General features: G+C 69.3%; 17 protein-coding genes and 1 riboswitch. Of the genes, 10 read left to right on the forward strand and 7 right to left on the reverse strand.

Going from position 1 to position 16624, the window contains the following annotated elements:
* Positions 1-8 precede the first annotated feature (8 nt).
* Complete coding sequence (locus ABZU72_RS03025) at positions 9-1019, reverse strand: hypothetical protein (protein ID WP_355017435.1); 1011 nt, start codon at positions 1017-1019, stop codon at positions 9-11.
* A 171-nt stretch (positions 1020-1190) separates the two neighbouring features.
* Here ABZU72_RS03025 and ABZU72_RS03030 point away from each other — a divergent pair, with 171 nt between their 5' ends.
* Positions 1191-1568: a hypothetical protein gene (locus ABZU72_RS03030; protein WP_355017436.1), complete on the forward strand. Its 378-nt coding sequence runs from the start codon at positions 1191-1193 to the stop codon at positions 1566-1568.
* Here the strand turns inward: ABZU72_RS03030 and ABZU72_RS03035 are convergent.
* On the reverse strand, positions 1537-2796 hold the full coding sequence (locus ABZU72_RS03035) for an MFS transporter (protein WP_355017437.1): 1260 nt from the start codon (positions 2794-2796) through the stop codon (positions 1537-1539). The two genes, ABZU72_RS03030 and ABZU72_RS03035, sit on opposite strands and share 32 nt — an antisense overlap.
* Positions 2797-2799: 3 nt before the next feature.
* Positions 2800-3375 (reverse strand): helix-turn-helix domain-containing protein, encoded by a 576-nt coding sequence (locus ABZU72_RS03040; RefSeq protein WP_355017438.1) that lies wholly within the window; start codon positions 3373-3375, stop codon positions 2800-2802.
* A gap of 107 nt (positions 3376-3482) precedes the next feature.
* On the opposite strand from ABZU72_RS03040, the gene ABZU72_RS03045 reads away from it, so the two are divergent.
* Positions 3483-4832 carry an FAD-dependent oxidoreductase gene (locus ABZU72_RS03045; protein ID WP_355017439.1) on the forward strand — a complete coding sequence of 450 codons (1350 nt, stop codon included), beginning with the start codon at positions 3483-3485 and terminating at the stop codon, positions 4830-4832.
* A 152-nt stretch (positions 4833-4984) separates the two neighbouring features.
* Here the strand turns inward: ABZU72_RS03045 and mqo are convergent, their stop codons facing one another.
* The gene (gene mqo, locus ABZU72_RS03050; RefSeq protein ID WP_355017440.1) at positions 4985-6448 is read right to left on the reverse strand and encodes a malate dehydrogenase (quinone); all 1464 of its coding nucleotides are present in this window, start codon (positions 6446-6448) and stop codon (positions 4985-4987) included.
* 162 nt (positions 6449-6610) lie between these two features.
* On the opposite strand from mqo, the gene ABZU72_RS03055 reads away from it, so the two are divergent.
* A complete protein-coding gene (locus ABZU72_RS03055) occupies positions 6611-7711 on the forward strand; it encodes a PLP-dependent cysteine synthase family protein (protein ID WP_355017441.1) in 1101 nt (366 codons plus the stop codon).
* Here the strand turns inward: ABZU72_RS03055 and ABZU72_RS03060 are convergent.
* The gene (locus ABZU72_RS03060; RefSeq protein ID WP_355017442.1) at positions 7675-8373 is read right to left on the reverse strand and encodes a TIGR02206 family membrane protein; all 699 of its coding nucleotides are present in this window, start codon (positions 8371-8373) and stop codon (positions 7675-7677) included. The genes ABZU72_RS03055 and ABZU72_RS03060 overlap by 37 nt on opposite strands.
* 227 nt (positions 8374-8600) lie before the next feature.
* Positions 8601-9371, reverse strand: coding sequence for a putative protein N(5)-glutamine methyltransferase (locus ABZU72_RS03065; RefSeq protein WP_355017443.1), 771 nt, complete (start codon positions 9369-9371; stop codon positions 8601-8603).
* Positions 9372-9387: 16 nt separating this feature from the next.
* Here ABZU72_RS03065 and ABZU72_RS03070 point away from each other — a divergent pair, with 16 nt between their 5' ends.
* Genes ABZU72_RS03070 through ABZU72_RS03080 form a run of 3 tightly spaced genes read left to right on the forward strand, consistent with a single transcriptional unit; the run spans position 9388 to position 11202 of the window.
* The gene (locus ABZU72_RS03070) at positions 9388-9744 is read left to right on the forward strand and encodes a hypothetical protein (RefSeq protein WP_355017444.1); all 357 of its coding nucleotides are present in this window, start codon (positions 9388-9390) and stop codon (positions 9742-9744) included.
* The gene (locus ABZU72_RS03075) at positions 9741-10184 is read left to right on the forward strand and encodes a hypothetical protein (RefSeq protein ID WP_355017445.1); all 444 of its coding nucleotides are present in this window, start codon (positions 9741-9743) and stop codon (positions 10182-10184) included. Before ABZU72_RS03070 ends, ABZU72_RS03075 begins: the two co-directional genes overlap by 4 nt.
* Complete coding sequence (locus tag ABZU72_RS03080) at positions 10150-11202, forward strand: MBL fold metallo-hydrolase (RefSeq protein ID WP_355017446.1); 1053 nt, start codon at positions 10150-10152, stop codon at positions 11200-11202. Before ABZU72_RS03075 ends, ABZU72_RS03080 begins: the two co-directional genes overlap by 35 nt.
* Here the strand turns inward: ABZU72_RS03080 and ABZU72_RS03085 are convergent.
* On the reverse strand, positions 11192-11623 hold the full coding sequence (locus ABZU72_RS03085) for a GNAT family N-acetyltransferase (RefSeq protein ID WP_355017447.1): 432 nt from the start codon (positions 11621-11623) through the stop codon (positions 11192-11194). The genes ABZU72_RS03080 and ABZU72_RS03085 overlap by 11 nt on opposite strands.
* Positions 11624-11653: 30 nt before the next feature.
* Positions 11654-11762: riboswitch (TPP riboswitch) on the forward strand.
* Between ABZU72_RS03085 and ABZU72_RS03090 the strand changes: the two genes are divergently transcribed.
* The 4 genes from ABZU72_RS03090 (at position 11759) to ABZU72_RS03105 (ending at position 16601) form a co-directional block, all read left to right on the forward strand.
* Positions 11759-12820 carry a thiamine ABC transporter substrate-binding protein gene (locus ABZU72_RS03090; RefSeq protein ID WP_355017448.1) on the forward strand — a complete coding sequence of 354 codons (1062 nt, stop codon included), beginning with the start codon at positions 11759-11761 and terminating at the stop codon, positions 12818-12820. Its footprint overlaps the riboswitch before it by 4 nt.
* Positions 12817-14475, forward strand: a complete 1659-nt coding sequence (locus ABZU72_RS03095; RefSeq protein WP_355017449.1) for an ABC transporter permease subunit — start codon at positions 12817-12819, stop codon at positions 14473-14475. The genes ABZU72_RS03090 and ABZU72_RS03095 overlap by 4 nt, the downstream gene beginning before the upstream one ends.
* 18 nt (positions 14476-14493) lie before the next feature.
* Positions 14494-15522, forward strand: a complete 1029-nt coding sequence (locus ABZU72_RS03100; protein ID WP_355017450.1) for an ABC transporter ATP-binding protein — start codon at positions 14494-14496, stop codon at positions 15520-15522.
* A gap of 11 nt (positions 15523-15533) precedes the next feature.
* Entirely contained in the window at positions 15534-16601 is a 1068-nt protein-coding gene (locus ABZU72_RS03105) for a phosphatase PAP2 family protein (RefSeq protein ID WP_355017451.1), read from the forward strand.
* Positions 16602-16624 lie beyond the last annotated feature (23 nt).

The raw sequence follows: 16624 nt of genomic DNA on the forward strand, positions 1-16624 counted from the left end.
CCTGAGGGTCAGACCGCCCGGCGATAGATGGCCATCGCGCGGTCGTAGGCCTCCCACGCCCGCCAGGACTCCAGCGCCCGTTCGCCCTGGGGCTTGAGGCCGTCGACCTTGTGATAGGACTCGCCGCTCTCGTACTGCGACTCCCGGCCCGTCACCAGCGAGAGCAGCATCGGCAGCACGCTCTCGTCGGTGACCGTGATCGTGCCGACCTGGAACGTCTGCCGCACCCACTCGACCCGCCGGTCCGAGCCCAGGACGAGCACCACGGGCAGCTGCGAGACCCGGGCGATCGTGTCCAGGATCGGCCCGAGGCCGTCAGGGACCCAGCGCTCACCGGATGGCGGGGTCGGTGCCTTCGGGATGCTCATGGTCGAGTACGCCGGGACCTGGCCGGTCAGCGGGCCGGCGATCTTCTCGACGGTCGTCGCGGTCGCGTCCGGAGCGACGCCCGGAGCCACACTCGCGGCGATATCCGGGGTGATCTCGTCGGCCGGCTTCTCGGCTGCCCTCCGGCGCGGCCTGATCGCGGGGATCTTCGAGGTGAAGTTGAAGCTGCCGGTGCGGGTGGAGTCGATGTGTCGGCCGGCGGCCGGCTCGGGTGCCCGGCCGAGGGTCGAGGTCGGGGCCGGTGCTGTGGCGGTGGTGACCAGCTCGGCCGCGTGCTTCCCGTGCGTCCGGATCGAGCCGTCGGCGGCGAACTCGAAGAGCGCGACCCGGACCCTGTCGGCCCACTCGACCGCGTCCACGGTGTAACCCGCGCGGCTGAACAGCGCGACCGTCCGAGCGTCGTAGGCGTAGCCCGCGCCGCGTACGGCACAGACGCTGCGCGCCTCGGTCGGTGAGCGGGTGAGCACCACCTGGGCGACGACGACGTTGTCCGGTCGGCCGCCGATGATGTCGATGTCGGCGGCCGCGGTGCTGCCTGATGGGGCAGCGTCGGGCCAGCCGAGGGTATGCAGATGCTCCGCGGCGTACTTCTCGGCTTCTTCGCCCGTTCTGGGCTGCCTCGGGGGTGCCAACGTAGGGTCCTTCCTCGATCCTCCACTCGGGCCTCCCTGCCCGATCGAGATTGGGAGGGATGATAGGCCCGCTGCGTACGTCTTGTCCGACGGGGTCGCGAATCAGGTCGCGCTGTTCGCTCCTGGCGGATCCAGTCACGTTTGTCGGTGCTCGCCGCTAGCGTGATGTTCATGAGGCGCCCGCATGAGAACGTCGCTACGGTCCTGGTGGACCCGCGCGTTCTGGGCGACATCGAGATAGAGCTGATGTCGCTCGACATGCCGTTGTGGCGGGTGTGTGCGGCGCCGATCGTGAAGGACGGGCAGCGGCTCGCGTTCCAGGTCCGCCACCGGCTGCTGATGTCCAAACGCGGCGAGTGGGACTGCGCCAAGGACTGGGTCCCGGTCTGGATCGGCTTCGGCTCCAGCTGGGCGTTCCCCGGCGAGGCCATCCCGTGGCCGGCCCACAAGGCGCTCTGGACGCTCCTGGAGGGCTACTCCGACAACGTCCGCTACAACAAGCGACTCGGCGGCATCCCTAGGATTCCGCGGCTGCGGGAAGCCTGCTAGCCGCCGGATCGGGCCGCCGCTCGATCTGCTTCCAGGTCGGGTCGATCGCGGGGAACATCGTGACCACGAAGTACACGATCCCGAGAACGGCGAAGGCGCTGGTGAGGCCGATCGTGGCGATCAGGGTCCCGCCGAGCAGGCCGCCGAGCGGCATCAGGCCCCAGGCGCCCGCGGCGATGAGGGAGGTGACGCGCCCGACGAGCGGAGCCGGTATCCGCTCGAACTTGATCGCACCGATGATCGGGTTGAGGAACCCGCTGGACACACCTGCAATGGCGAAGACCGCGAAGATCACCCACAGCGGTGCCCCGATGGCGATGACGGCGAACCGCGGCAGTCCGGTGATGAGAAAGGCGATGAGGTACGTCGGGTAGCGCCGTATCCGGTTGCCGATCATGGCTGCGATGGCCGAGCCGATGGCCGAGCAGCCACCCATGACGGCGAACAGCAGGCCGAGTGTCTGCGCACTGGCGTGGGTCTGTGCCCACGATGGCATCAGGACGCTGCTCGCGGCAGCGTCGATGAGGTTCGTGAAGGCGACCATGATGGCGATCCCGAGCAGCACGCGGTCACCGCGGAGATACCTCCAGCCCTCGGCGAGCTGACCGAGATAGGGAGTCGGGTCCTTGACCTCGGCAGGGTTCGCGGGCCCGGCAGGGCGAGGGAGACGTGCCGTTGTGGTGGCCAGCACCACCGCGCACAATGCGAACGAGACGGCGTCGATAGCGATCGCGTTGGCTGCACCGACCACCCCGATGAGCACGCCGGCGGCGGCCGCTCCGAACATCGAGGCCGTGCGCTCGACCACCGAGTGCAGTCCGGTCACACGCTCGGTGGGTACGCCAGCGGAGGCGACCAGCTCTGGGATCATCGCGCTCTTCGCGTCGTCGCCCGGACCACGCAGGGCACCGGCGAGGGCCACGAGAACAAGTAGGGCGGCGAAGTGCAGCCACCCCGTGGCGTACAGAAGCGGGATGAGGCCGACCACGAGGGTGGAGGCCAGGTCGCAGGTGATCGACACGCGGCGCTTTCCGAGCCTGTCGATCAAGGGGCCGCCGAAGATCTTCATGGCCACGAGGGGTGCCAGCTCGAAGAGGGCGATCAATCCGGTCTTGGTGGGGCTACCGGTGGTCTCGAGTACGAACCATGGCAGTGCCAGCATCGAGAGGCGGGTCCCGACGAAGGAGATGGCGTTGGAGGTCAACCAGCCGTAGAGGGGGAGCCGCATCGCTCAGTCAGCCTCCGGATCCCTGCCTAGATGGCCCGGCTGAGGGAAGGCGTTGAGCTGGAAGGTGAATGGCTCGCCGTCCGGATCGTCCTCGAGCCCGCTGAGCATGGCCATGATGCGATCTCGCACTTCGATCGCTCTTGCTGGCGTGAGACGTGGGATCCAGTCGCTGTAGGTCGTCGTCTCGCGCCACTCGTCGGGCAACATGACACGCTCTTCGATCGAACGCTGCAGCTTCTCCGCGTAGTTGGTCACCACGACCTGCAGGTAGGCGTCGAACGCCTCGCGTGCTTCCTCGTTGTCCGGGAGCAGCTCGCTATCGGTCTGGGTCATCCGGTGGGCCGCCTTCCACCAGCGTTCACGGCCGTTACCGCGCTCCTGGTCGTCGACGATGAACCCGTGCTGGGCCAGATGTCTGAGGTGGTAGGAGGTTGCGCCGCTGTTGAGGCCGAGCCGGGCTGCCAACATCGTCGCCGTCGCAGGTCCGTCGACGCGCAGGATGCCGAGCATGCGCGTTCGGACGGGATGGGTGAGTGCCTTCAGCTGGTCCAGGCTCGGGACGATCGTCGGCTCTTTCATGCCTCCACCATAAACCGCAAAGGTTTGTTTGCAAATAGGTGTTTGCAATCTTCGGAATCCAAGTAACCTGCTGAACAAACCTCGAATAGCGCAGATAAGGTGTCGGGGTGACGACAGACGCCTTGCCGCCCGAACCGACCTCCACCCCGACGGTGGCGATCATCGGAGGAGGAGCCAGCGGCACGTTGACCGCGATCAACCTGCTCCGTCGCGGCGCGTCGGTGACGCTGTTCGAGTCGCGCGGAGAGGCGGGCTACGGGGTGGCCTACTCGACCACCGACGGCCGCCATCTCCTCAACGTCCGGGCCAACAACATGTCGGGCTTCCCTGACGACCGTGACGACCTGCTCGACTGGGCGGCCGGGGCCAACATCGAGCTCGGCCCGATCGACTTCCTGCCCCGGCGCGACTACGCGCGCTACCTCCGCGACCGGCTCGCTCACGCGGCCGGGGCCGGTTCCGGCAGGCTGGAGACGGTCGGTGAGACGGTCATCGACGTGGAGCCGGTCGGTGCCGGCTTCCGGGTGTTGACCGGCGACGACGAAGGACATGTCGCGGACGCCGTCGTCCTCGCCTACGGCAATCCGCCGCCCCAGCCGCTGGCCGGGCTCCCCGAGGCGCCGTGGAACCTGTCGGACCCCTGGGACGTGGCCCGGATCAGCGCCCTGCCCGTCGATGCGACCGTACTCGTCGTCGGCACCGGCCTGACCGCCGTCGACACCACCGTCACGCTCCTCGACGACTCCCCGGAGCGCCGGGTGATCATGGTGAGCCGACACGGCCTGGTCCCCAACCCCCACGTCGACGATCAGTTCACCTCCTGGGTGACCCCGGTTCCCGACGGCCCGCTGACCGCCGACGGCATCGCCGGCCTCGTACGCGACCAGATCGAGCACGCCGCCGGCCTCGGCGTCGACTGGCGTGCCGTCATCGACGGCCTCCGTGGCCCGACCCAGTCGATCTGGCGCCGCCTGCCCGAGCCGGAGCGCCGTCGCTTCCGCGAGGTCTACGCCCGCGAGTGGGAGGTACGCCGCCACCGCATGGCTCCGCGTATCGCCGCCCTCCTCGACGCCTACCGGGCCGAGGGACGCCTGGAGATCCTCGGCGGCGGGGTGCTCGGCTGCCGGGTCGATGCTGCCGACCAGCCGGTCGTCTCCCTGGCCGACGGTGACCGCGAGGTCACCGCGGTGATCAACTGCACCGGCCCCTCACCCGACATCACCCGCACCGACAACCCGCTCCTGCTCGCCCTCCAGAAGCGCGGCCTGATCGCCCCCGACCCCCTCCGCCTCGGCATCGACGTCACCGAGGACGGACACGTCATCGGAGCAGACGGCAGCGTCGTACCCCATCTTCTGACCGTCGGCCCGCCCTGCAAGGGCGCGCTCTACGAGGCCACCGCCATCCCCGAGATCCGAGGACAGGCAGCAGCGGTCGCCGCCCACCTGACGAGCTGACCGCCCGCTGGCCCCGCTGGTCGAGCCGCCGGAGCCGCTAGGCGGAGGCGTGTCGAGACCAACACGGCCCCTGTCAGCGCTCGATAGGACTGTGTTGGTCTCGACGCGCTCGGCCGCAGGCGGCCTCGCGGCTCGACCAGCGGAGGCGCTGGTCAGCCGAGGTGGAGCTGGCGGTCCGTACGCGCGAAGGTCTCGGCAGCGAGCTCGGGGTCGGCGCTCAGCTCGGGACCGGTGGCCGGGATCATCGTCTTGAGCTGGGGCTGCCAGCCGTCCCAGCGGTCGGGGAAGCAGCGGCGCAGGACGTTGAGCATGATCGCCGGGGCGGTCGAGGCACCGGGGGAGGCGCCGAGCAGGCCTGCGATGGTGCCGTCCTCGGCGGTGATGACCTCGGTGCCGAACTGGAGTACGCCGTCGGGGCGGATGACCTGCACCCGCTGGCCGGCGATGACCCGGTCCCAGTCCTTGCGGTCGGCGGCGGGGAAGAAGTCGAGAAGGTCGTCGAACTTCTTGCGCGGCGAGCGCAGCAGCTCCTTGACCAGGTAGACGGTGAGATCCATGTTGGTCAGCCCGGCCCGCAGCATCGGCAGCAGGTTGTGGGGCCGCACCGAGAGGAACAGGTCGGTGAGTGAGCCGGTCTTGAGGAAGCGCGGGCTCCACCCGGCGTACGGACCGAACATCAGATGGGTCTTGCCCTCGACGTAGCGGGTGTCGAGGTGGGGCACCGACATCGGCGGAGCGCCGACGGCGGCCTTGCCGTAGGCCTTGGCGCGGTGCTCGGCGACGAGCTCCGGCTTGGACGTACGCAGGAACTCACCCGAGACGGGGAAGCCGCCGAAGCCGCGGATCTCCCGGATCGCGGCCTTCTGCAGCAGTGGCAGCGCGTAGCCGCCGGCGCCGACGAAGACGAAGCGGGAACGCAGGTGGTACTTCCCGGTCTCGTTGCGGCCGTAGATGTGCCAGAAGCCGTCCATGGTCTGGTGCAGGTCGGTGATCTCGGACCCGGTCTCGAGGTCGGCGCCCTTGTCCACCAGGGTGCGGGTCAGGATCGAGGTGAGCGAGCCGAAGTCGACGTCGGTGCCGGCGTTGGTCCAGGTGGCCGCGATCGGTTCGTCGGCGAGCGACTTGGCCGAGCGGCCCTCGAGCAGCAGCGGCGCCCAGCCCTTGATGACCTCGGGGTCCTCGCTGAACTCCATCCCGCTGAAGAGCGGGTGGACCGAGAGCGCCTCGTAGCGCTTGCGCAGGTAGTCGACGTTCTCGGCGCCCCACACGAAGGACATGTGCGGCACGGTGTGGATGAACTTGTCCGGGTCCGGGATGCGGCCGTTCTCGACCAGGAAGGACCACAGCTGACGGGAGAGCTGGAACTGCTCGTTGACGCCGACGGCCTTGGAGATGTCGACCGAGCCGTCGGCGTTCTGCGGGCTGTAGTTGAGCTCGCACAGCGCGGAGTGGCCGGTGCCGGCGTTGTTCCACGGGCCGGAGGACTCGGCGGCGGGTGAGTCGAGCCGCTCGATCAGCTTGATGGACCAGCTGGGCTCCAGCTCCTGGAGGAGCACGCCCAGGGTGGCGCTCATGATGCCGCCGCCGATCAGCACTACGTCAAGAGGTTCGTCCACAGGTCTTTTGTCTCGCTTTTGGGGCCGCAATGGTTAATCGGGGTCCTTAGATCGGTCTAACTTGTGGGCAACTTCACTGCCCGGACCCGATCGTGTTTCCGTCTGTCATTGTGGCTCACCGCACATGCCGAGGACAGATCAGGGTGGAGTTACGCTCGGCCGGTGCCCCGCCTCTCTGACTCTCATCGCGCCTGGATCGACGAAGCCGTACGCCGCGTCGAGGCCGACGCGCAGCGCTCGGCCGACACCCATCTGCACGTCGTTCCGCTCCCTGTCCGCGACGGTACGAGCGGCGGTGTCGACCTCTATCTGAAGGACGAGTCGGTTCATCCCACCGGCTCGCTGAAGCACCGTCTGGCCCGGTCGCTGTTCCTCTACGCAGTCTGCAACGGCTGGCTCCACGAGGGCTCGACGGTCGTCGAGGCCTCCTCCGGATCCACCGCGGTCTCGGAGGCGTACTTCGCCGGCCTCCTGGGGCTGCCGTTCGTCGCGGTCATGCCGCGCTCGACCTCGGAGGAGAAGGTGCGCCTGATCGAGTGGCACGGCGGCCGCTGCCACTTCGTCGACCGCGCACCCGACATGTACGCAGAGGCCGAGCGCCTCGCCCGCGAGTGCGGCGGCCACTACATGGACCAGTTCACCTACGCCGAGCGGGCCACCGACTGGCGTGGCAACAACAACATCGCCGAGTCGATCTTCGACCAGATGTCGCAGGAGCGATACCCGGTGCCGACCTGGATCGTCGTCTCGGCCGGCACCGGCGGCACCTCGGCGACGATCGGCCGCTACCTCCACTACCGCCGCCACCCGACCAGGCTGATGGTCGCCGACCCGGAGAACTCCGCCTTCTACGGCGGCTGGGAGACGGACACCTCCGACTACGCCACCGGGATGCCGTCGCGCATCGAGGGGATCGGCCGGCCGCGGGTCGAGCCGTCCTTCGTCGGCGGGGTCGTCGACGACATGGTCCAGGTCCCCGACGCGGCGTCGATCGCGACGATGCGCTGGCTCTCGGCCCGGATGGGCCGCTCGGTCGGCCCCTCGACGGGCACCAACGTGTGGGCATCGCTGGGTGTCGTACGCGAGATGTCCGAGGCCGGCACCGAGGGCAGCGTCGTCTCGCTGCTGTGCGACTCGGGGGAGCGCTACCGCTCGTCCTACTACGACGACGGCTGGGTGAGCGAGAAGGGCATCGACCTGGCGCCGTACGCCTCCGCTCTCGCCGACTACGAGCGCACCGGCGTCCTCGTCGACCCGTCCTGACGGGCCCAGATCCGCAGTCCCAGCGTGATCAGCGCCCACACACCGGCGACGATCAGGATCTCGTTGAGGACGTAGACCGGCCACGGCCCGAGCAGGTCGAGCATCGAGCCCGACTCCGGCTTGTAGCGCAGGTAGCCGTAGTTGGCGTCGAGGACGAGGTTGAGGACGTACGCCGCGGCGGCCCATGCCGCCGTGGTCGCGACCGTCCAGCCGTAGTCGCGCCACCGGGGTAGCAGCTTGAGCCCGAAGACCAGGTAGACAGCGGCGGTCACGATCATCAGATGCTGGCCCCAGAAGGTGAAGTAGCTGACGTCCGGGAAGTCCATCACGTCCGGGGTGAAGACGCCCTGCGTGGTCAGCGTGAGGCCCCAGAAGCAGGTCAGCGCGGTCGGGTAGGGATGGTGGGTCCACAGCGCGAACGCCGCCGCGACCCACGCCAGGTCGCACAGGTGGATCGGCAGATCGATGAAGAGATCGAAGTCGGTGACCCACTCGTGGGCCTGCAGCGGGATCGTCGTCAGCGGGATCGCGAGCGCGAATCCTCGTGAGAATCTCGACGGCTTCGCGTCGGCCCGCTGCCGCCTACCCAGCCAGACGACCGCCACGATCCCCGCTGTGAGCAGGGACAACGGCACCAGGTGGGCCAGACCGTAAGCCTGCATGACGGAAGTCTGACGGGATTCTCGAAAAAATTCTTCCCAACCCGCGTCATGGGTCCGCGGGTGGCCCGTTTCATCGGCGTGAAGGTCGCCCACCGGTGGGGGGTGGACGAACTTCCAGGTGGCGGTCCCTCTGAATGCACACTGCGGGGGTGGTGTGCAATCAGAGGGACGCCTCGCTTTTGGGTGCAGGAATTCCCGGTTAACCGGGCCTCTACAAATTTTTCAGGCTACAGCGTTCCGGTCACCGCGGTCGCGTAGAGGTCCTCGTCGTGATGGAGCTCCGCGACGAGCCCCTGCTCCCGCATCAGGCTCGCGGTGACGGGCGCCTGCTCCTGGCCGGCCTCGATGATGAGTACGCCGCCGGGAGCCAGATGCTTCGGAGCCTGCTCGATCACGCGGCGCTGGACGTCGAGCCCATCCGCGCCGCCGTCGAGAGCCACGTGGTGCTCGTGGTCGCGCGCCTCGGGCGGCATGTTCCGGATCTGGTCGCTCGGCACGTACGGGGCGTTGGCCACGATCACGTCGAGCTCGAGGTCGTGGGGGAGCGGGTCGTAGAGATCGCCGAGGAGCACCCGGTTCGGCGGCAGATTCTCCCGAGCGCACTCGACCGCCGCCGGGTCGATGTCGGTGGCCCAGACCTCCGCGTCCGGGAGACGTGCCGCGATGGCGGCGCCCAGCGCTCCGGTCCCGCAGCCGAGATCGAGCACCTTCAGGGCCGCGCCCCGCCCGGCCGTCCGGAAGGCGAGCTCGACCATCAGCGCCGAGCGCTGCCGGGGCACGAACACCCCCGGTGCGACCCGGATCCGGAGCCCGCAGAACTCGGCCCAGCCCAGGATGAGCTCCAGCGGCTCGCCGGCCACGCGGCGTACGACCATCTCCTCCCGCTCCAGGGCGGAGACCGGGGCGGACTCGAGCAGTGCCGCCTCGTCCTCGGCGAAGACGCAGCCGGCGGCGCGGAGACGAGCGACGAGCCCCGGATCGGGAGAGGTGGAGGTCATTGGAGAAGATTGGCACGTGGACGCCGTGACCCTGATCGGATTTATCGTGGCCGGGTATGCCGCGTTCGTGACGATCGCGGCCGTGCTCGGCGTGGTGCTGAAGGCGCCCCGGCCGAAGTGGCTGGACCAGGTCGCGTGGATGCTGGAGATCCTGGCCGTCGTGCTCGCGATCGGTGCGCTGGCGGCCTGGTCGGGCGGACGCAAGCCGGAGTCACTGTCGACCTTCCTGGGCTACCTCGGCGCGCTGGTGTGCCTGATGCCGCTCGCTCTGCAGACGATGCGTGGGGACCGCTCGACCTGGTCCTCGGGCGTGATCGCGGCGGCTGCCCTGGCGACGGGTGTCGTGGCCGTACGCGTCATGATGGTCCGGTGACCGCGACCTCCCCTGCCAAGACTCGTTCCGGTCCGCACCTGGTGCTGCTGACCGTCTACGCGATCTTCGTGCTCGCCGCGGGAGCCCGGTCGCTGGTGCAGGTCTTCACCGACTTCGACGAGGCCCCGATCGCCTACTCGCTCTCGGTCGTCGCCGCGGCGACGTACGTCGCGGGCTGGTTCGCGATCCGCCGGGCCGCCGCCGGGTCGGCGGGCTTCGCGAAGATCATGCTGTGGATCGAGTTGGCCGGCGTCATCGTGGTCGGTGTCCTGTCCCTGGCCGTCCCGTCCTGGTTCCCGGATGACTCGGTATGGTCGAAGTTCGGGAGCGGATACGGTTTCGTTCCTGCCCTGTTGCCGATCCTGGGTCTGCTCTGGCTCTGGAAGGTCAACCCGAAGGAGACGGATGAGTCAGTCGACAGCCACCGCGATCTCGCCTGACTCGGGGGAGCACTGGTCCGCTCCGGGAGCGTGGACAGTCGCCGACGGCGTGCACCGGATCCCGCTGCCGCTGCCGATGGACGGGCTCAAGGCGGTCAACATCTACGTCCTCGAGGGCGACGACGGGCTCTCGCTGGTCGACGGTGGCTGGGCGATCACCGAGGGGCGGGAAGCGCTCGAGTCCGGGCTGAAGAAGCTCGGCTTCGAGTTCGGCGACATCCGGCGGTTCCTGGTCACCCACGTGCACCGCGACCACTACACGCTCGCCTCGGTGCTCGGTCAGGAGTTCGGCGCGGACGTACTCCTTGGCGCCGGCGACCGGCCCACTCTCGAGCTCACCAACGGCGACCTCGACGGCTGGGTCTCGACCGACCGGCTGCTCGCCCACGCCGGTGCGCACGAGCTGGCCGCGAAGTGGGCCGCCAACCCGCCGCCCGCGCCCGATCTGTCCCACTGGCGGATGCCCGACCAGTGGCTGGAGGGCGACGTACGCCTCGACGTGGCCGGCCGCGACCTCGATGCCGTGCACACCCCCGGGCACACCCAGGGCCACTACGTCTATGCCGATCTGGCCGGCTCGGTCCTCTTCGCCGGCGACCACGTGCTGCCCACGATCACGCCGTCGATCGGCTTCGAGCCGGTGCCGGTCATCGACCCGCTGGGCGACTTCATGGCGTCGCTGACCAAGGTCCGCACCCTGCCCGACCTGCGGCTTCTCCCCGCCCACGGGCCGGTCGCCTCGTCGTCGCACGCCCGCGTCGACGAGCTCCTGGCCCATCACGAGTCGCGGCTCGCACAGTCGCTGGCGTCATTGCAGGCCGGTCGGCGCTCCGCGCTCGAGGTCGCCAACGACCTCGGTTGGACCCGCCACGAGCGTGCCTTCGCCGAGCTCGACTACTTCAACGCCGGCCTCGCCGTCATGGAGACCAAGGCCCACCTCGAACTGCTGGCCGCCCGCGGTCAGGCCACCCGCGAGGAGACCGAGACCAGCGTCTTGTTCGCCCCCGTCACCGGGTGAGCCGCATCGGGGTGTGCGGGATGTCGTCCTCGAGGAACTCCTCGCCGTCCTTCACGAACCCGAACTTGGCGTACCAACCGGCCAGCGGCGACTGAGCGTCGAGGACGACGTCGCGGTCGGTGAGGGCCTCGACGGCGGCGGCCATGATCACGTCGGCCAGGCCCTTGCCGCGGTGCGTGGGGGCGAGGACGACGCGGCCGATCCGCCACACGTCGCCGTCGTCGAGGATGCGGGCGGTGCCGGCGAGCTGGTCGCCGTCGCTCAGCACCACGTGACGCGTCCCGGGCTCGAGGTCGCGGCCGTCCAGATCGAGGTACGGGCAGTCCTGCTCGACGATGAAGACGTCCTGGCGCAGCCGCCACAGGGCGTACGCGGTCTTGGGGGAGAGCTCATCGAAGGACGAGATGGCGACGTCGGTCATGGGTGGATTCTCGCAAGCAGTAGTGTTGGCGGGAACAGACAGGGGAGGCCGGAAGGCCTGAGAGTGCGGCGAACAGCGCCGCAGACCCTCCGAACCTGCTCCGGTTGATACCGGCGAAGGGAGTCAGGAATGCGCATGCGTACGCCTGCCATCGCTGCCACTGCTATCTCGGCGCTGCTGCTGTCCGCGTGCGGGGGCAGCCCCGCCGAGCCTGACGCCGACCCGTCGAGCGGCGCCGACGACAAGTCGGTCGTGCTGCTGACCCACGACAGCTTCACGCTGCCGAAGGAGGTGCTGGCCGAGTTCACCGAGAAGACCGGCTACACCGCCGAGATCCGGCACGCGGGCGACGGGGGCGAGCTGACCACCAAGATCGCCATGGACACCGGCAACCCCGACGGTGACGCGGTGTTCGGCGTCGACAACACCTTCGCCAGCCGGGCGATCGACCAGGGGGCGCTGGAGGCCTACACGCCGAAGACGGTCCCGGCCGGGGTCGACGAGTTCAACCTCCCGGGGGACGACAAGCACTTCCTCACCCCGGTCGACAACGGCAGCGTGTGCGTCAACATCGACACCGAGTGGTTCGCGGCGAAGAAGCTGACGCCGCCGGAGTCGCTCGACGACCTGGCGGAGCCTGCGTACAAGGATCTCTTCGTGACCCCCGGCGCCGCGACGTCGACGCCGGGGATGGCGTTCCTGCTGGCGACCGTCGCCGAGTACGGCGAGGACGGCTGGGCGGACTATTGGGGCAAGCTGATGGACAACGGCACCAAGGTCGTCGACGGCTGGGACCAGGCCTACTACTCCGACTTCACCCAGGGCGGCGGGAAGGGGACGCGGCCGATCGTCCTCTCCTACGACTCCTCGCCGGCCTTCACCGTCAAGGACGGCAAGACGACGACCAAGGCGCTGCTGGACACCTGCTTCCGGCAGGTCGAGTACGCCGGCGTGCTCGAGGGCGCCGACCACCCCGAGGGCGCCAAGGCGCTGATCGACTTCATGCTCTCCGACAGCGTGCAGGGGGCGCTGCCGGAGAGCATGTACGTGTTCCCCGTCTCCTCCGGCGTCGAACTGCCTGCCGACTGGGCGAAGTTCGCGCAGCAGCCGACCGCGCCGCTCTCGGTGGAGCCTGAGGAGATCGACGAGAACCGGGAAGCGTGGCTGGCGACCTGGAGTGACACGATCGCGCAGTGAGCTCCACCCGTCGTGCTGTGACCCGGCGAATCGGGACCCTGGTCGCGCTCGCCGCTCTCCCGGTGGCCGTGCTGGCGGTCTTCTTCGTCCTGCCGGTCATCGGGATGGTGCAGCGCGGCCTGTTCTTCGAGGGATCCTTCGATCCGTCGGTCGTGACCAGGATCCTGGGGCGCCCGGAGATCCAGCGGGCGCTCTGGTTCACGCTGTGGTCCTCGGGGCTGGCGACGGTGCTGAGCGTCGCGCTCGGGCTGCCGGCCGCGTTCGCGCTCTATCGGCTGAGCTTTCCGATGCAGCGGATCATCCGGGCGGGGCTGCTGGTGCCGTTCGTGCTCCCCACGGTCGTCGTCGGGGTCGCCTTCCGCGAGCTCATCGGCGAGGCCGGGCTGTTGGCCGGGTTGGGGCTCGACGGGACTCCGACCGCGATCATCCTCGGGCTGGTCTTCTTCAACGCCTCGGTGGTGATCCGCGCGGTCGGGGCGGCCTGGGAGTCGCTCGACCCGCGTCCCGGGGAGGCTGCTGCAGCGCTGGGCGCCTCGCCGGCGCGAGTCCTCCTGACGATCACGTTGCCGGCGCTGCGTCCCGCGATCGTCTCCGCGGCGTCGGTGGTCTTCCTCTTCTGCGCGACCGCTTTCGGGATCGTGCTCACCCTCGGCGGGGTGCGCTACAACAGCATCGAGACCGAGATCTACAAGCTGACCTTCACCCTGTTCGACCTTCCCGGTGCGGCGGTGCTGTCGGTGCTCCAGTTGGTGGTCGTCATCGGGCTGCTGGTCGTGGCCGGCTGGCTGCGCTCGGTGCCGGATGCGGCGCAGTCCCGGGTCGTCGTACGCCGCCGGCGGGTCTCGATGCGGGACATCCCGGCCCTGCTGTCGACGTCGGTCCTGGTCCTGCTGGTCGCCGGGCCGCTGCTCGCCCTGCTGCTCGGGTCGCTGCGAGACGATGACCGGTGGAGTCTCCGGAACTACACGGCCCTGCAGACTCCCGGGTTCGACCCTCCGCTGCCGGTTCCGGCCACGACCGCGCTGATGACCTCGCTGGCGGTCGCGGTGCAGGCGTCGTTGGTCGCGCTGACCCTCGGTCTGCTCGTCGCATTCGCGGTGACGCGTCGGTCCCGTTCGGTGGCCGAGCGGCGGGTACGTTCCGTCCTGGACGGGCTGTTCATGGTGCCGCTCGGGGTCAGCGCCGTCACGCTGGGGCTCGGGCTCTACCTGACCCTCGGGTCAGCCCCGCTCGACTTCCGCGACGAGCCGTGGCTGGTGCCGCTCGCGCAGGCTCTGGTGGCGTTGCCCCTGGTGGTGAGGACGTTGGTGCCGGTCCTCGGTTCGGTCGACGACCGTCTCCGCCAGGCCGCTGCCGGGCTCGGGGCCGGGCCGTTGCGCGCGGTCATGACCGTGGACGTACCTGCCATCTGGAAGCCGCTGCTCGCCTCCTCCGGGTTCGCCTTCGCGGCGTCGCTGGGGGAGTTCGGCGCGACGTCCTTCCTCGTCCGCGAGGAGCGCCCCACCCTCCCCGTCGTCATCCTGCGGTTGCTGTCCCGGCCGGGGTCCGACAACTACGGCATGGCCCTCGCCGCCGCCTGCGTCCTCGCCGCCACCACCGCCGTCGTGATGCTCCTCGTCGAGCGTCTCCGCGTACCTTCGATCGGAGCACTGTGAACCAGGATCGAGGTTGCGATGCTGTCGCTGCGTGAGGTGTCGGTGGCGTACGACGGGAAGGCGGCCGTCTCGGACGTCAGCCTGGAGCTTGCGGACGGGGAGGTGCTGGCGCTGCTCGGGCCATCGGGGTCGGGGAAGTCGACGCTGCTGCGGGCCGTGGCGGGCCTGGAGCCGGCGACGGGGGAGATCAGCTGGGACGGGCGCCCGCTGCGCGGGGTGCCGACGCACAAGCGTGGCTTCGCGCTGATGTTCCAGGACGGGCAGCTGTTCTCGCACCTCAGCGTCGCGAACAACGTCGCCTACGCGATGCGGTTGCGCCGGATCCCGGCGGCCGACCGTACGAGGAAGGTCGCCGACCTGCTGGAGCTCGTCGGCCTGGGCGGCTACCAGGACCGCCTCCCGGGCACGCTGAGCGGTGGCGAGCGGCAGCGGGTCGCGCTCGCGCGGGCTCTCGCCGTCGAACCGCGGCTGCTGCTCCTCGACGAGCCGCTCTCCGCGCTCGACGCCGGGCTGCGGGAACGGCTCGCGGGCGACCTGCGACGGATCCTGCACGAGGCGGGCACCACCGCGCTGATGGTCACCCACGACCAGGAGGAGGCCTTCGCGGTCGCCGACCGGATCGCGCTCCTGCGCGACGGTCACCTGGTGCAGGCGGGGACCCTGCGGGAGGTGTGGGCGAAGCCGACGGACACCTGGGCTGCCCTGTTCCTGGGCTACGCCCGCGTGCTCGAGGGGCCGGCGGCGTACACGGTCCTGAAGGCCGCCGGGATGGCACCGGCCGGCGCGGTCGCGCTCCGCCGCTCGGCCTTCGTCGCCGACCCGTCCGGACCGCTCACCGGCACCGTGGTCTCGGCCAGGGCCACGCCGGAGCAGCACCGGCTCGTCGTACGTCTCGATGACGTCGGGGAGGTCAACGCCGTCGCCGACTCGGCGCCGGCGCCGGGGGAGTCGGTCACGCTGAGGGTCGAGCCGAATCGGCTGGCGATCCCCGCATCGGCCGATGGATCAGGCACCCAGGAATCGGCAGAGCAACCACCGGCCACTTAGAATTAGCGGCTATGTATCGCCGCGCTCAGATCTTCCTCGTCAGCAGCGCGCTGATCTTCGGCCTGATCGCAGTCGTGACCGCGCAGATCGTCGACAAGCGCATGCTCGACCCGGAGGGCTTCCTCGGACCGTCCTGGCTCCGCCTTCCCCTCCTCGTCGGAGCTGCGCTCCTCGTCGACCTCGTGCCACGAACGCTGTGGATGGCGAAGTTCAAGTGGAAGGACATGGGCCCGATCTTCAAGGAGCGGCTCCGCACCCACTGGACCCGTGAGCGGCTGACGCTCGTGGCGTTGGGCATCGTCTGCTTCTACCTGGTCTACGTCTGCTACCGGAACCTCAAGTCGTTCCTGCCGTTCGTGGTGCCGGAGACCTACGAGTTCGACCACGAGCTGCACCTGATCGACAAGGCGGTGCTCTTCGGCGCCGACCCGGCGATCGTGCTCCACGACCTCCTCGGCACCGGCTGGGCGGCCTGGTTCCTCTCCTACATCTACATGTGGTTCCTGCCGCTGGTGCCGTTCGCCGTCGCCGGCTGGCTGGTGTGGTCGCGCAACCTCGCCTACGGCTACTGGTTCGTGAGCTCGCAGTGCATCGCCTGGATCCTCGGCACGGTCTCGTACTACTGCCTGCCGACGGTCGGACCGGGCCTGCAGTACCCCTATCTCTACGCCGACCTGCCCGAGACGCCGGCGAGCACACTGATGGAATCGCTGGTCTTCACCCGGCAACATGTCCTCTTCGACGTCGACGCCAACGTGGTGCAGTCGGTCGGTGGCTTCGCCTCGCTGCACACCGGCATCACCCTGCTGGTGGCGCTGATGATCCAGGCCACGATCAACAACAAGATCGCCCGCTGGGCCGGCTGGATCAACTTCGGGATCACCGTCGTCGCGACCGTCTACTTCGGCTGGCACTACCTCGCCGACGACGTCGCGGGCGCGATGATCGCGCTCGTCGCCTACTACTTCGGCGGGCTCGCGGCCGGCCAGAAGTTCCAGCGCAAGGGCGTGCGGCGACTCGTAGCGGAGTCCGACGAGATCGCCGACCGCGAGTCGAAGGTCGCCCACGAGCTGACCTGATCCGGGCTTGATCGAGGCTTAAG

The sequence above is a fragment of the Nocardioides sp. NPDC004968 genome, from assembly GCF_040608935.1.
Taxonomy (GTDB): Bacteria; Actinomycetota; Actinomycetes; order Propionibacteriales; family Nocardioidaceae; genus Nocardioides.